13 protein-coding genes and 1 pseudogene are annotated in these 14,927 nt (G+C 73.1%); 11 read left to right on the forward strand and 3 right to left on the reverse strand.

The features are described 5' to 3' along the window. Window positions 1-51: 51 nt before the first annotated feature. The 4 genes and pseudogenes from UG55_RS24440 to UG55_RS42915 all read left to right on the forward strand — a co-directional run. A complete protein-coding gene (locus UG55_RS24440) occupies window positions 52-900 on the forward strand; it encodes a hypothetical protein (protein WP_066073667.1) in 849 nt (282 codons plus the stop codon). A gap of 70 nt (window positions 901-970) precedes the next feature. Further along, window positions 971-1,531, forward strand: a complete 561-nt coding sequence (locus UG55_RS24445) for a hypothetical protein (protein WP_242425043.1) — start codon at window positions 971-973, stop codon at window positions 1,529-1,531. Between the two features lie 144 nt (window positions 1,532-1,675). Further along, window positions 1,676-2,866: DUF6350 family protein (locus tag UG55_RS24450; protein ID WP_242425044.1), on the forward strand; the 1,191-nt coding region annotated here is incomplete at its 3' end. A gap of 1 nt (window position 2,867) precedes the next feature. Beyond that, window positions 2,868-3,079: pseudogene (locus UG55_RS42915) on the forward strand (hypothetical protein); the annotation flags it as partial. Here the strand turns inward: UG55_RS42915 and UG55_RS42920 are convergent. Then, window positions 2,980-3,540, reverse strand: a complete 561-nt coding sequence (locus UG55_RS42920; RefSeq protein WP_242425045.1) for a hypothetical protein — start codon at window positions 3,538-3,540, stop codon at window positions 2,980-2,982. The pseudogene UG55_RS42915 and the gene UG55_RS42920 sit on opposite strands and share 100 nt — an antisense overlap. A gap of 178 nt (window positions 3,541-3,718) precedes the next feature. Between UG55_RS42920 and UG55_RS24455 the strand changes: the two genes are divergently transcribed. Both UG55_RS24455 and purH read left to right on the forward strand, forming a co-directional pair. After that, entirely contained in the window at window positions 3,719-4,396 is a 678-nt protein-coding gene (locus UG55_RS24455; RefSeq protein WP_066073670.1) for a helix-turn-helix domain-containing protein, read from the forward strand. 207 nt (window positions 4,397-4,603) lie between these two features. Next, on the forward strand, window positions 4,604-7,060 hold the full coding sequence (gene purH / locus UG55_RS27885) for a bifunctional phosphoribosylaminoimidazolecarboxamide formyltransferase/IMP cyclohydrolase (protein WP_083987163.1): 2,457 nt from the start codon (window positions 4,604-4,606) through the stop codon (window positions 7,058-7,060). 380 nt (window positions 7,061-7,440) lie between these two features. Here purH and UG55_RS24465 read toward each other — a convergent pair whose 3' ends face one another. After that, entirely contained in the window at window positions 7,441-7,761 is a 321-nt protein-coding gene (locus UG55_RS24465) for a hypothetical protein (RefSeq protein WP_066073673.1), read from the reverse strand. Between the two features lie 1,176 nt (window positions 7,762-8,937). Here UG55_RS24465 and UG55_RS24470 point away from each other — a divergent pair. Beyond that, on the forward strand, window positions 8,938-9,186 hold the full coding sequence (locus UG55_RS24470; RefSeq protein ID WP_066073675.1) for a DUF3017 domain-containing protein: 249 nt from the start codon (window positions 8,938-8,940) through the stop codon (window positions 9,184-9,186). 416 nt (window positions 9,187-9,602) lie between these two features. Continuing rightward, on the forward strand, window positions 9,603-10,535 hold the full coding sequence (mdh, locus tag UG55_RS24475) for a malate dehydrogenase (protein ID WP_066073677.1): 933 nt from the start codon (window positions 9,603-9,605) through the stop codon (window positions 10,533-10,535). A 110-nt stretch (window positions 10,536-10,645) separates the two neighbouring features. On the opposite strand, the gene UG55_RS24480 is transcribed toward mdh, so the two are convergent. After that, on the reverse strand, window positions 10,646-11,902 hold the full coding sequence (locus tag UG55_RS24480; protein ID WP_396231009.1) for an NAD(P)/FAD-dependent oxidoreductase: 1,257 nt from the start codon (window positions 11,900-11,902) through the stop codon (window positions 10,646-10,648). Window positions 11,903-11,953: 51 nt separating this feature from the next. Between UG55_RS24480 and UG55_RS24485 the strand changes: the two genes are divergently transcribed. The 3 genes from UG55_RS24485 to UG55_RS24495 all read left to right on the forward strand — a co-directional run bounded on the left by UG55_RS24485 (window position 11,954) and on the right by UG55_RS24495 (window position 14,709). Continuing rightward, window positions 11,954-12,796 carry a serine hydrolase gene (locus UG55_RS24485; protein ID WP_066073680.1) on the forward strand — a complete coding sequence of 281 codons (843 nt, stop codon included), beginning with the start codon at window positions 11,954-11,956 and terminating at the stop codon, window positions 12,794-12,796. Between the two features lie 216 nt (window positions 12,797-13,012). Beyond that, the gene (locus UG55_RS24490; protein WP_242425046.1) at window positions 13,013-13,576 is read left to right on the forward strand and encodes a 2'-5' RNA ligase family protein; all 564 of its coding nucleotides are present in this window, start codon (window positions 13,013-13,015) and stop codon (window positions 13,574-13,576) included. A gap of 5 nt (window positions 13,577-13,581) precedes the next feature. After that, on the forward strand, window positions 13,582-14,709 hold the full coding sequence (locus UG55_RS24495; protein WP_396231010.1) for a YihY/virulence factor BrkB family protein: 1,128 nt from the start codon (window positions 13,582-13,584) through the stop codon (window positions 14,707-14,709). Window positions 14,710-14,927: the final 218 nt, after the last annotated feature.

The raw sequence follows: 14,927 nt of genomic DNA on the forward strand, positions 1-14,927 counted from the left end.
TGATGGTCGGCCCACCTGACCGACCGACCTGACGAAGTGGGGATTTCTGCCGTGGTACAAATCGGTGGTCGTAGCGTCGCGACCAACGACGTCGGGGTCATCGGCGCCGGCGCCGTAGCGTTCATCTTTAGTTTCCTGCCCTGGTTCTCCGTCAAGGCCAAGATCTTCGGCTCCTCGTATTCCGACAGCGTGGGCGCCTGGAACACGGACCTGAGCGGATATCTGTGGGGCTGGCTGGCCATCCTCCTGCTGCTCGCGGTCGCGGGGCTGACCGCGGCCCTGACCTTCGCCAACCTCCGGCTGCCGACGCTCCCGGTGCCGCTGCCGGTCGTCACCGTGGCCGCCTCGGGGCTGGCGGTGCTTCTGATCATCATCCGGTGGATCGCCTACCCGTCCATTCCATCCAGCTATGACGGTGGGGCCTCCTTCGGCCTTTTCATCACCCTGATCGCGGCCATCGCGCAGACGGTCTTCGGTGTGCTGAACCTGCGGGCCGGCACCGGTGTCACCGGCAACCCGCCGCAGTCCGGTGGGTGGCCGGGGCAGGGTCAGCCGCCGTACGGCCAGCCCCCGGCCGGCTACGGGCAGCCGTACGGTCAGCAGCAGCCAGGCTATGGCCAGCAGCCGCCGCAGGGGTACGGTCAGCAGCAGCCTGGTTACGGCCAGCAGCCGCCGCAGGGGTACGGTCAGCAGCAGCCCGGCTATGGCCAGCAGCCGCCGCAGGGCTATGGCCAGCCGCCGGCCGGCGGGTACGGCCAGCCCCCGACCGGTGGCTACGGCCAGCCGCCCGCGGGTGGCTACGGCCAGCCCCCGGCCGGTGGTGGTTATGGCCAGCAGCCGCCGCAGGGCGGCTATGGTCAGCAGCAGCCCGGCTACGGTCAGCCGCCCTCCGGGCAGTAGGCGTCCTTCGGGTCTCTGGCCGCACGGGCCAGAGACCCGCGGGGCAGGGGTCTGACGACCAGGGGGACCAGTGGAGCCGTCCGGCGGCCAGCTCGCCCGCGGCCCGGCCACGGCCACGGCCACGGCCGGGATCATGGCGGGCGGTGTCCTGGTCGTCGTATCCGGTTTTCTGCCCTGGTTCACGCCCGTGGACGGGGCCTACGGGACATCCTTCTCCGGCTGGGAACTAGGCCCGGCCGGGCCGCTGGCCCTCGCGCTCGGGGCCGGACTGGCCCTCGCGGCCGCCTTTCCGCACGTCGCGCGACGTGTCCAGCCGTTGTCCTCCGCGGCGGCACGGGTCCGCCTCCCGCCGCCGTCCGCCGGCCTGTCGGCCGTCGCGGCCGGGGTTGCCGTCATCGCCCTGCTCGTGGTGTGGCTGGCGGCGCCGACCTTCACCGATCCCGTCCTCCCCGGTCTGGGGCCGGAGTCCGGCATGGCCGGCGATCCCGGCTGGCCGGGCACCGGCCCGGCGATGCCCGGCGCCGCGGCTGCCGGTCTGTACACCGCCCTGGCGGGCACCCTGACCGAGCTGGTCGCCTGCTCGTGGATGTTCCTGCGGCAGGGACTGACGGGACGAGCGGGTAGCACCTGAGTGGGGCCGGAACGCTCGGGGAGCGTAGCNGGTCGGTGAGCCGGAGTCCTGTTTCCAGCCTGTCCTGTTAACGACGCGGGTCGTTCTCGGATATCTCGGCGTGTTGTCCCGGAAGTGGTCCTCCGTCCGTGCAAGCCTGCCGGCGTGAGTGCTCCCGTGCGAAACACCGGCGCGTTCACCGGGGCCGCCCAGGGTAAGTCGCCCGGGAGCCGCCTCGTCGACGGAGCAGTCGCGGGTGGGCCGCTCGCGGCGGCCTGGCGGCACCTCGGCCGCCCGGCCGTGAGCGCGGTGGCGACCAGCGCCGTGGGGCTCGTCCTCATCCAGTTCCTGGTTCTCGTCGTGTGGGGAACGGACACCGACTCGTCGGCGGGCCCGGATGACGCCTCGCGGGTCGGGGCGAACCTGTGGCTGCTCGCGCACGGGGCGGCGATCCATCTCCCTGGCGGCACGGTCGACTTCCTCCCGATCGGGCTGACTCTGCTGCCTGTCCTCGCGGCGACGACAGCCGGGCATCGGCAGGCCGCTGGCAAACCTGGCCGCGTGCCACCACCACGTGGTGTGCCCTCGCGTGGTCTCCGGCCCCCGCGGTCGGCGCGCTCCGAGACGCCGCCGTGGGGTGCCGTGGCCCGGGATGTGGTCTCCGTGGCTGGTGTACAGACCGCCTTCGTCCTCGTGATCGCCCTGATCGTGTCGGCGCCGGCGGCCCGGCCCGACATGCTCACGGTGGTCCTCGGAGCGCTGTCGCTCAGCCTGTCGGGAGCGATGCTCGGCGTGCTGTCCGGGTACGGGGCGCTGCGGGCCGCCTGGCGCTCGCTGCCCACCTGGTTCCGGGTGCCGGCCACGGCGGCACTGACGGCGCTCACTTCGATGCTCGCGGTAGCGGCGTTCGGCGTGGCGCTGGTCCTGGCGGCCACCCTGCCCGAGATCGCCGCGGCTGATCGGGACCTCGGTGCCGGCATCATCGGCGGGGTCGGCCTGGCCGCCGTCCAGCTGGCGATTCTGCCCAACCTCGTCCTGTGGGCGCTGGCCTACACCCTGGGCCCGGGATTCGGCACCGGCGGGGGCTTCGTGCGGCCTGACGAGGTGCACGCGGCGCTGCTGCCGGACCTGCCGATCTTCGCGGCGCTGCCCCCGGGCCCACTGCCGCGGCTCGGCTGGCTGGTGCTCGCGGTGGTCCCGGTCATAGCCGGGATCATGCTCGCGACGACGGTGCGGCGCGGCACGGTCGGGGCCGGTTTCCGTGACCGCCTGCGCGCGACTCTTGCCGCGGCGGGGCTCAGCGGGCTGCTGATGGCGGTCGCCGCCTGCCTGTCGTCGGGCCGCCTGGGCGGTGCGNCCGCCCGGTTCGGGCCCTCGGCCTGGTCGGTTGGTCTGGCGGCCGCCGGGGAGTTGGCGGTGGTCGGTGTCCTCGTGTCCTGCGTGGCGGAGCTCGCCGCCCGGCGGGCCGGTCAGCCCTTCGAGGTGGGATCGGTGCGGACAGCCTCGTTGAAACGGCGGCTGCAGTCGTCAAGTTCCTGGACGGAGCGGGCGCCCCGCCGGCATTCCTGATAGTCGTGCAGGTCGTCGCCGTGGCGCTCATATAAGACCCACATGCCGCTGGTGACGGTGAAGGCGATCAGCAGTGACAGGGCACCGAGCGCGACCCCGGCGGTACCCGTCCCCCCGCCGGCGTCACCCCGGCGGGCGAACCTCCGCGCCCGCATCCCCGCGACGATGGCCGCGACACCGATGAGGCCGCCGATGACCGCGATGCTGGTGACCAGGGCGAGCCCGCCGAGGAACACGGCCAGTCGCCCGGCCCGGCGACCCGCCGACGGGGCCTGCGCCGCAGGGCTGCCACCGCGCCAGGCGCCGCTGCCGGTACGCCAGCCGGTCGGCGCCCGGGGTGTCTCGTGGTGGCCCCCCGCTTCCGGTGTGGGGTACCCCGCGGGGCGGGGGGTGGGGTGCGGGGTGGGGTGCGGGGTGGGCTCGGGCGCGCCGGCCGGGTCCTGACCGGGCTGGTTGAACACCTTTTCTCCCTCTCCGTCGCCCCCGGGGCCGCGTCGTGGCCCGGCGGCCGCGGGCCCCCGCCGGCCGCGGCACGCGCCTGGACGACATCGTAGGAGTCGCGGGGACGTCGACCGGCCCGGACGGAAATGTCGGCCCTGTCGGGTAGCCTGCGCCCGTTGATCGACTCTGGGAGGTCGTATGCCACGTACCTCGAGGTCTCCGCGGGCGGAGGCGGCCCGGATGCGCGCGCTCGGCTGGAGTTACCGAGAGATCGCCCTGGAGCTCCGCCGCAACCACCGGTTGAACGCGCGGGTCGCGTACCGGTTGGCGCACGGGTGGACCCAGGAGGACGTCGCCCGCCGGTGGAACGAACGCTGGCCGGGCACTGGTTCGATCAAGACGGGGAAGGCGATCTCGTACTGGGAGGTCTGGCCCGCGGGGAGCGGGCGGGCGCCGTCGGCGAGGACACTGGCCCGGCTCGCCGAGCTCTACCACTGCCGGCCAGGCGACCTCCTCGACGGGCTGGACAGCGGCGAGCTGGAGGCGGTGCCCGCGCGGCCGCGGCCGGCCACGGGCCTCGGCCGCGGGTTGCGCGCGTACCGCCAGGAGGAGGGCGGGTTCCTCGCCGGTGCCGTCGAGGAGGCTCACCCGACGAACCCGGTCGCGAAGCCGGGCGCGGCCTCGAACCCGGCCGCGGTCCCGGCCCCGGCGCTTGCCGTGGTCCGGGTGTCAGGGCCGGGTCACAGCGGGCCCGGCGGCGAGGCCGGTCGCCACGGTGCCCCGGTGGGCCCGGCGCCGGACGTGGACGAGGTGCGTGCGCCGGTGGCGGTGATGGTGCATCAGGACGGTCCGCAGGAGGCTGGCCGGGCTGCCTGACCGCCGGCCCGGGCCAGCCCGGCGCGGGTCGGGTCGGGTCGGCCCGGGTTGGCGTCGCGGTCGACAAGCCTGGTGCGTTCCGTGCTGGTCCGGCGTGTCTGGCGCACCGAGAAAGTACATTCGGAGCGTTGTCGCTGGCGGGCCGCCGCCCGTTGCGGCCAGGTCCTCGGCCGCCACGATGCTGGCCGACCATCCACGGAGGGTTATGTGCCCGCTCGCCTAGTCGTCCTCGCCTCGGGTGCCGGCACCACGCTGCAGGCGATCCTGGACGCCTGTGCGGACCAGGCGTTCGGCGCGCGGGTTGCCGCGGTGGGAACCGACCGGGCGGACACGCTCGCGCAGCGGCGTGCGGAGGCGGTCGGGGTGCCGGTCTTCACCGTGCGGCTCGAGGACTTCGCCGACCGCGCGGCCTTCAACGAGGCCACGGCGGGCCGGATCGCCGAGTACGACCCGGATCTGCTGGTCCTCGCGGGCTACATGAAGATCCTCGGGCCGCAGGTGATCAGCCGCTTCCCCACCGTGAACACCCATCCGTCGCTGCTGCCGGCCTTCCCCGGCGCCCACGCCGTCCGCGACGCGCTCGCCGCCGGGGTGCCCACCAGCGGCGTGACAGTGCACTGGGTGGACGAGGGGGTCGACACCGGCCCGGTGATCGCCCAGGCCCCCGTCCCGGTCCAGTCCGATGACGACGAGGACGCGCTGCGGGCGCGCATCCAGGCGGTCGAACGTGGCCTGTTCGTTTCCGTCATCGGTCGCTACGTCCGGGGCGAGCTCTCATGGGAGGGTGGCCGCCGGGGTACGACGGCAGCGGACGCGGACGACGTGGATGCACCCGTCCCAGGTGGGGCCCGGCCGGAGGCGGGTCGGACATCCCCTTCCCCCGGCGGCGCCACGGGGCGGGGCGGGGGAACGGACCAAGCGGTGGAAGCTCATGCCAACGGAGGCATCGTGGAAGGTTCAGGAGGCATTGTGTCGGGGGCGTCGGCGGTGTCGGGGGCGTCGGGGGCGTCGGCCACGGAGACCGGTCAGGGCGTGCCGGGCGGCGCGGCCGCCACGGACGGTTCGCCGCAGACCGGTACATCAGGTGAGTTGGTGGCGACGGGGCACCGCCGCCTGCGCCGGGCGCTGGTGAGCGTCTACGACAAGACCGGGCTGGAGGAACTCGCCGCGGCCTTCGTCGAGGCCGGCGTCGAGGTGGTGTCGACCGGTTCGACGGCCGACGTCCTGGCGCGGTTCGGCGTCGCGGTCACGCCGGTGAGCACCGTGACCGGCTTCCCGGAGGTGCTCGGCGGCCGGGTCAAGACGCTGCACCCGCATGTGCACGCCGGCCTGCTGGCGGACCTGCGCAACGCCGAGCACGCCGCGGTCCTGGCGGAGCTGGAGATCGAGCCCTTCGACCTGCTGGTCGTCAACCTCTACCCCTTCCGGGAGACGGTCGCCTCCGGGGCGACCGAGGACGAGGCGATCGAGCAGATCGACATCGGCGGGCCGGCCATGCTGCGGGCCGCGGCGAAGAACCACGCCTCCGTAGCCGTGGTGGTGTCCCCGGATGACTACGGGGATCTCGCCGCCGCGGTCCGCGGCACCGGCTACGACCTGGCGGCGCGCCGCCGGCTCGCGGCCCGGGCCTTCGCGCACACCGCCTCCTACGACGCCGCGGTGGCCTCCTGGTTCGCGAGCGCGCTCGCTCCCGACGAGGTGGCCCGCGAAAGCGGCTGGCCGGACGTGCTGGCGGCGCAGTGGCGTCGCACCAGTGTCCTGCGCTACGGCGAGAACCCGCATCAGCGAGCCGCGCTGTACGTGGGCGAGGACGGCAGCCCGGGGCTCGCGTCGGCGCGGCAGCTCCATGGCAAGCCGATGTCATACAACAACTACACCGACACGGATGCCGCCTGGCGGGCGGTGTTCGACTTCGCCGAGCCGGCCGTCGCCGTCATCAAGCACGCGAACCCCTGCGGTATCGCCGTCGCGGCCTCGGTGGCGGAGGCGCACCGCAAGGCCCACGCCTGCGACCCGGTCTCGGCGTTCGGCGGTGTGATCGCGGTGAACCGGCCGGTCAGCGTGGAGCTGGCGGAACAGATCGCGGAGATCTTCACCGAGGTGGTGGTGGCGCCGGACTACGAGCCCGGCGCGGTGGAGATCCTCTCCCGCAAGCCCTCGATCCGCCTGCTTCTCTGCGCGCCGCCCGCCCACCCGCGCGGCGTCGAGATGCGCCAGGTCAGCGGCGGCATGCTGCTGCAGTCCCGCGACGCGCTCGACGTCGCCGGTGACGTCCCGGCGGGTTGGACGCTGGAGGCCGGTGCGCCGGTCGACGACGCCACCCTCGCCGATCTCGGCTTCGCCTGGCGCGCGGTGCGCTCGGTGAAGTCGAACGCGATCCTGCTCGCCGCCGGCACGGCGACGGTCGGCGTCGGAATGGGCCAGGTCAACCGGGTTGACGCCGCCCGCCTCGCGGTGAGCCGAGCCGGTGACCGCGCAAAGGGTTCGGTGGCCGCCAGCGACGCGTTCTTCCCGTTCCCGGACGGCTTCCAGGTCCTCGCCGAGGCGGGGGTCCGCGCGGTCGTGGAGCCGGGCGGCTCCGTCCGTGACGAACTCGTGATCGAGGCGGCGCGGGAGGCCGGCGTGAGCCTCTACTTCACCGGGGTACGCCACTTCGCGCACTGATCGGTCCGCGGTGCACTGATCGGTCCGCGGTGCACTGATCGGTCGCGGCGCGCGGGCACGGTCCGCCCGCCTTGCGCGTCCGGATCCGCAGTGCGGCGGGGCTCCCGCGTCACGGCGGGACTCCCGTGCATGCCGGGGCTCCGCGGTGCGCATCGGGCCTGGTCGTCGTCGACCTGGCCAGATGCCCTCCGCGACTTCGCGGAGGGTGACACCCGCGGCGGGTGAACCGGTACAGGTCGCCGTCCACCCGCCCGCGGGCCACCCGCCGTTCCGGCGCGGCGGCGGCGCCGCGCGACCGGGCCGTTCGGGAGGCGACTCCCGAGCGGGGACCGCCCGCGGCAACTCCGCCCCGCCCGGGCCGAAGGCGGCCCGGGCGGCGGTCAGGAGGTGGAACCCACCTCGGCCGCCGCTGTTCCGCGCCGGGTCACGGTCGGGCTGCCGTTCGAGGACGCGCTGGTCGGGGTGGTCGCGGCCACCCCGCCCGGCAGGTCAGCGGTCGGCACGTACCGCTGCGCCACCCAGTCGAGCGCCTCTCGCCAGCTCGCCCCGTAGAGGACGGAGATGCGGTCCGCGGTCTGGCGCGCGAGCGCCTGCACGAAGACCCGGTCATCGCTGTCGAGATGGCGCGCGTCGCCGAACGTCTCCCACGCCCGAAACATCAGTTCCTGAAGCTTCTTGCTGTGCGGCGAATCGTCTGCCACGTCGAACTCCCTACCATTTGGGGACCGCGGCGGCAGTCTCCCCTAGTCGCGCACGACGTGTGCACTCGGGGGGTCTATGTCGTTGGTGTGGACATGGGATGAGACGATCCTCTGTAGGGTAGCCCATTGGTGTNTGTAGGGCTTAGGATCCACGTCAGGCTCGGGAGAACGCCGCTGTGGCAGGTGGTTCAGCTTCTCGGTGGCGATCACGGGTGGATTCGCGAGGTGTGTTTCCGTTGTGATGGCGGTGAGCCTCGCGCGGGCGGAGTTACCTGAACGGGTGACCACGCCGGAGCCATCGCATCGTGCCGCGGGCCGGGCGGCCCCGGCGGTTCGCCGCCGACTGTTCGGCTTCTCGGCGGCTCGGCCGCGCGTCGCTCGGCAACCTGTCGGGGCGGGTACGCGGCGGAGCCCGGGGGGCGCGGGTGCTGGCTGCCGCGGAGGGCGCCTCCCTGTTCGGCGGGTGCGGGCTGCGCCTACTGTGTGGTCCGGAGAGCGCCTGGCTCGGATCTGCGGTGTCCTGGCCGGGTGCGTTCCGAGACCGCTGTGCGGCGTCGTCGCGCGGGCGCGGGCCTGAGGAGGCGGGAGCAGGTGACCGACAGCGTCCCGGGCGCATGGGATCGGTCCGGGCAGCGGGCCTCCGACGGAAGGCCCCACGGTTCCGCCTGGACCGCCTCGGCGGCCCTCCATTCCGGCGTGGCCCATCCCGGCTCGGCCAGTCCTGGGAGCGCACGCCCCGGGGGGCCTCCGCAAGGTGACCCGCCCCGCGGGGGACGGAGCACCCCGGGCGGAGCGGACCGGCCGCGGGCGCGTTCCATGCCCCGGGACGGTCGATCATCCGATCGCGGGGGAGCGGTCGGGCGGACCTCCGACGCGCGATCGCCGGACCCGCAGCCATGGGGCGACCGGCCTTCGGTCGGGCGGCCACAGGGCTCCGGGCCATGGACCGGCCGTCCGGCAGGTAGTCGCAGGTCAGACGGCAGCCCGGCTGGGCCGGCTGGGCCGGCGCCCGGGTTCCCGCCGTGGTCCGAGCCGCCGGTGGGTCCGGGAGCTGCCGGACCGGCGACCCCGACGGCCCCAGCCGCCCCAGCGACCCCGACGGCCCCAGCCGCCCCAGCGGCCCGGCGGGGCCGTACTCCCGGTCCCGGGCCGTCGTCCGGCGGGCGGTTCGGGCGGATGCTGTTCGTGGGCGTCCTCGGCGGGGTGGGCTTCGGCCTGCTCCTCGTCTCGCAGGACTACTGGCGGCGGGGTCTGCTGACTGTCGGTGGCGTGCTTCTGGTGGCTGGTGCGCTCCGTCTGTGCCTTCCCACCCGGAAAGTCGGGATGCTGGCCGTCCGTGGGCGCCTTTTCGACACTGTCACCCTCGTCGTGCTGGGAGGGGCCGTGATCGTGCTCACCCTGGCGGTACCCCATATCGGTGGGTGACCGGCGCCGGCCACGGAAAGTGGCAGTTGAGGTCACGCTCTGGGCCGGTTACCAGAAGTGGGCACCGCTGACCACACGGTGGGCCGCGCGCACCGTCGACGTGGCGCGCGTCGCCGTCCACTGCCGTGCGTCCGACTCGCGCGATAGCCTCGGCAGGTCATCGGACAACCGTGCACAGATGAGCGGGGCGAGCCGCGCCTATGGCGAACCGTCAGGTAGCCCTGATACTCGCCGGCGGCACCGGGCCCGAGCTGACCGACCCTCCCCGGTGGGAACGGCGAACCCGCCACCGAGGCGATCAGAGCCAGGGCAGGTCGGTCACCTGCGACCTTCGCGCCGACGCGTACCGACCCCGCTGTGGGCACCGCCGAGATCGCTGAGGCGATCATCGCGATATTGGGGAGCTGATCAGTCCAATGCCGGGAAAAGTCACTGTCGTAGGAGCCGGTTTCTACGGTTCGACGACCGCGCAGCGACTGGCTGAGTACAACATCTTCGACACGGTCGTGCTGACGGACATCGTCGAGGGCAAGCCGCAGGGCCAGGCGCTCGACCTGAACCAGTCCCGGCCGATCGAGGGCTTCGAGACCAAGGTCGTCGGGACCAACGGGTACGAGGAGACCGCGGGTTCCGATGTCGTCGTCATCACGGCCGGCCTGCCCCGCAAGCCCGGGATGAGCCGCATGGACCTCATCGAGGTCAACGCGAAGATCGTCCGTCAGGTGTCGGAGAACATCGCCAAGACGTCGCCGGACGCGGTCGTCGTCGTGGTCTCCAACCCGCTCGACGAGATGACCGCGCTGGCCGCCAACGTGCTGGGCTTCCCGCGCTCGCGGGTGATCGGCCAGGCCGGCATGCTCGACACCGCCCGTTTCACCAACTTCGTGGCGGAGACGCTGAGCGTCCCGGTCGGCTCGGTGAAGACCCTGACGCTGGGTTCGCACGGCGACACGATGGTCCCGGTGCCCTCGCAGTGCACCGTGGACGGCAAGCCGCTGAGCGAGCTGCTTCCCGCCGCGAAGATCGAGGAGCTGGTCGACCGCACCCGCAACGGTGGTGCGGAGGTCGTCGCCCTGCTGAAGACCGGGTCGGCCTACTACGCTCCGTCGGCGGCCGCGGCCCGCATGGTCAAGGCCATCGCCGAGGACTCCGGCACCGTGATGCCGGTCTGCGCCTGGGTGCAGGGTGAGTTCGGCATCTCCGACGTCTACCTCGGTGTTCCGGCCCAGGTCGGTGCCGGTGGCGTGAAGAAGGTCGTCGAGCTCGGCCTCACCGACGGCGAGCTGGCGGCGCTGAAGACGGCCGCGGAGGCCGTGCGCGCCAAGCAGGCGGACGTCGCCAGCCTGTAGCAGCTGGCACCACCCCGTCGGCCCACAGACGTCGGCCCACAGACCTCGCCGGCCTGTGGGCCGACGTTCACGCGGTGGCCGTCAGCGGCCCCGCGGCCCCGCGGCGGCCGTCAGCGCAGGCCGCGCAGCGCACGCCGCGCGGCGAGCCGCGCCAACGACCCGGCGGGAATCGTTCCCCGGCCGAGCCCGAGCTCGACGAGGCTGTCGTAGAGCTCGGTCCGCCGGCTGGCCGAGCGCACCGCCGCGTCCATCAGCGGGCGGTGCCGGCCGGCAAGGTTGGCCAGCAGGGTGGTGTGGCGCAGGTGCCGGCCGAGTTCGCGGCCCAGCGCCCGCCGGTACACCCGGCCCGCCGCCGGCCCCGGGTCGGTGATCGCGGCCTGCCCGGCGAGCGATCCGGACAGCAGTGCGTAGTAGATCCCCTCCCCGGTCAGCGGGTTGATGAGGGAGGCCGCGTCACCGGCGAGCAGCACCGGGCCGTCTGGCAGCCGGGGGCGGTGGGTGGACAGCGGCAGGTGGTGCGCCCGCAGCGTGCCCGCATACGCGGGTGTGTCCGGCAGCATGCGCGCCAACGTCCCGTGCAGGACGGCCTTCGGGGTGCCGTCGCTGTCGCGCAGCCGCGAGCGGAGCAGGCCGTACCCGATGTTGGCCCGGCCGTCACCGATCGGGAACGACCAGGCGTAGGCCGGCCAGCCCTCGTCCGTCATGTGGATGAACTGTTCGGGTGGGCCGCCGTCCTTCGGCGCGTCCGCGTAGGCCCGCACGGCGATGGCGAGCCCCTCGGGCGGGTTCGGCGGGATGCCGAGTGCCCGGCGCACCGTCGAGTTCGCGCCGTCCGCTCCGAGTACCACGCGGGCGTGCAGCGCGCCGCCGTCGACGGCCACGATCGGTTCCCCGCCCCCGCCCGGGGCCGGGACGACGTCCAGTGACCGCACCCGCCGCCGCGCGAACTGGGCGCCCCGCGCGCGGGCGGCGGCCACGAGCCGGGCGTCGAAGACCTCCCGGGGGATCACATGGGTGGCTCGTTCGGACGGGGTCGCGACCTCGGCGCCACCCGGGGTGCGCAGCCGCATGCGGTCCACCGGGCGGTACCCGCGGGTCACGTCGGTGACGCCGAGCGCGCGCAGGACGTCCAGCCCGTGGGGGGCGATGCCGTCGCCGCAGGTCTTGTCGCGGGGAAAGTCCGCCGCGTCGACGATCAGGACCCGCGCCTCTGGGCGCAGCTGCAGCGCGCGCAGCGCCGCCGCGCTGCCAGCCGGGCCGCCGCCGACGACGAGCAGGTCCAGGGGCTGTTCGCTGTCCAGAGCGCCGGAGGTGGCACGAGGACCGGCCTGCGAGGCCGGGCTGGGACGGGAGGCAGGGACGGGCACGCCTGCCAGTGTGGCAGCCCCCGCGACGCGTCAGTTCGTAGAGTTCCGGACATGGACGCGCTGCGGCAGTTGGACCAGTGGCCGGTGGGAGCAGCTTCCGCTGTCGTGCTGCGGCGCGACGGCGAGGTGGTCACCCAGGTCGGTGTCAGCGGCGACGCGGAACTACCGTTCCGGCTCGCCTCGGTATCCAAGACGATGGCCGCCTACGCGATTCTCGTCGCGGTCGAGGAGGGCGCCGTCGCGCTCGACGAACCGGCCGGGCCGGAGGCGTCGACCATCGCGCACCTGCTCGCGCACGCCTCCGGCCTGGCGTTCGCCAGCAACCGTGTGATCGCCCGGCCGGGGACCCGCCGGATCTACTCGAACGCCGGATTCGACGAGCTCGGGCAGCATCTGGAGCGGGTGACCGGCATCCCGTTCGCCACTTACCTCACCGAGGCGGTGTTCGAGCCGCTGGGGATGAAGAACGCGGTCCTGGACGGTTCACCGGCGGCCGGCGTCACGGCGACGCTGGCAGACGTGGCCGCGTTCGCGGCCGAACTGCTGGCGCCGACCCTGCTTTCCGCGGCGACCTTCACCACGGCGACGTCGGTGGCCTTCCCCGGTCTGGTGGGAATCCTCCCCGGCTTCGGCATGCAGGACCCGAACGACTGGGGCCTGGGGTTCGAGATCCGCGGGCAGAAGCGCCGGCACTGGACGGCCGAGACCAACAGCCCGGCGACCTTCGGCCACTTCGGCCGGTCCGGGACGTTCCTCTGGGTCGATCCGGCGGCCTCCGCGGCCTGCGTGGCGCTGACGGACCGGGACTTCGGCGAGTGGGCCGCCACCGCCTGGCCGGCGCTGTCCGCGGATGTCCTCGCCGAGCTTGCGTCCGCCCCGGATTCGGTGGCCTGATCCACCCGGCCAGGCGGGCCGAACAGTCATGCCCCGAACACGGTCGGCGAGCTGACCTGGTGCGGCCGGCGTCGCATGCGCCAGTGGGACGAGGTCATCTCTGGTCCCCGGGAGACACAGTGGTCTCTTGGGCCATGATGGCGCCATGGTTGGTCGGCAGAGCTTGTCCCGCAACTCCTGGTCACCCGCCGCGCGGGCGGGCCGGAGTGGCGCAAGGTGAAGGACTCTGTGCGCTCCATCGGCGTGGCGATCGGGATCCCGGAGCCGTTCCGGACCGAGCTCCGGGACTGGCGCCGGCGGCTCGGTGACCCCAACGCGGCGCTCATCGTGCCCCATGTCACCCTGCTCGGCCCGACGGAGGTCGCGAGCTCCGAGCTGCCGCTGATCGAGGAGCATCTGGCCGAGGTCGCCGCGGGGCATGAGGCCTTCGTGATCCACCTGCGCGGGTCGGGAACCTTCCGGCCGTTGTCTCCGGTGGTGTTCGTGACGCTTGCGATGGGAACATCCTGCTGCGAGCTGTTGGAGAAGGCTGTGCGCTCCGGTCCGCTGGACCGTCCGACCCGCTTCTCCTACCACCCACATGTCACGGTCGCGCACGAACTCGACGAGGCCGCGCTGGACCGCGCCTTCGACCTGCTGGCCGAATACCGGGCGCAGTTCGAGGTGACAGGTTTCGAGCTCTATGAACGCGGCGATGACTGCGCTTGGCGCCAGCTGCGCCATTTTCCGTTTGCAGGCGGGGGTGGCAGGACGAGGTGGCAGGACGACGAGCTGCGGTGAAGTCCGTGGGTGGGGCTGTTGACGGGGTGCGCCGCCGGGCCCCGTTCATAGATCACACTCTGCGCGCCTACGGCCGCTACACGGGGGACGGCGGTGACCGGTGCGCCGCGTCGACCACCTACTTCGCCTTCCTCTCCTTCTTTCCGATCATGGCCCTGGTGTTCTCGATCACCGGTTTCGTCGTCGACGCCTACCCGGACGCCCAGGCGAAGATCACCGAACAGATCAACGACTACCTGCCCGGCCTCGCGGACAAGCTGGACGTCACCAGCATCGGGCGGGCGAAGGTCGGCGCGGGCCTGATCGGTCTCGCCGGTCTGCTGCTCGCCGGTCTCGCCTGGGTCTCGGCGCTGCGGGACAGCATCCGCATCATCTGGCACCAGAGCCTGGAAGCAGGCAACTTCGTGATGCGGCGGGTACGGGACGTCGGCATCCTCGCCGGCCTCGGGCTGACGCTGCTGCTGTCGCTGGTCGTCACCAGCCTCGCCACGTCGGCGACGGGCACGTTCCTGCGCTGGATCGGGCTGGAGGGAAACACCGCCGCGGCGTGGGTCACCGGGCTGCTGGCCCTGGCCGTCGCGCTCGCCATCGACATGGCCGTGTTCGTCTTCATCTTCTGGCAACTGCCCGAGCGGACGAACCGGGAGCGTGTGGTCCGCGCGTCCCTGCTGGGCGCGCTCGGCGTGGAACTGCTGAAGATCCTCGGTACCTGGCTGGTCGGCCAGACGACGTCGAACCCGGTGTACGGGACGTTCGCCGTCATCGTCGGGCTGCTGATCTGGATCAACATCATGATGCGGTGGATGCTGTTCGTCGCCGCGTGGGCGGTCACGGCGCCGCAGTCCTCGGATGTCCATCCGTCCGGCACGGCGTCCGCTGCCGCTGCCGCTGTCTCTGCCGCCGACGACGCCGCCGACGCCAACGTCGCTGCTGCCCGGCCCGGGGCCGAAGCCGGTGACGGGCAGGCCTCCCGGGCCGAGGAGAGCGCGGTGCCCGGCCGGGTGATCAACCGGGAGCGGACCACCGGCCCTGCCGAGGGTGGTCAGGCGCGTGGAGCGCCTTCCTGGCGCCAGCGGTGGATCCGCGGCCGCCGGAAGACCCGGGAGAAGGACAGAGCCCCGGTCGGCGGCTGACGTCCTCCACTCGGCGGCCGATGTCCTCCTGGGGGGCGGGTGGGTGCTTGGCGTAGGAGGTCGGGCGGGTGCGGTGGTGATCTGACGGTGCCGGTCAGCGTTTCGGGTGGCGGCGCGGGTGTCGCCGTGCGGCGACTGAAGACCTGTGTGCCACGAACAGATGAGAGGTGTCTGATGTAGATCAAAGGCTCCTGGAGTCTGGTGCTGTGCGAGAGATG

The organism is Frankia sp. EI5c, from assembly GCF_001636565.1.
In the GTDB taxonomy this organism is placed as follows: Bacteria; Actinomycetota; Actinomycetes; order Frankiales; family Frankiaceae; genus Parafrankia.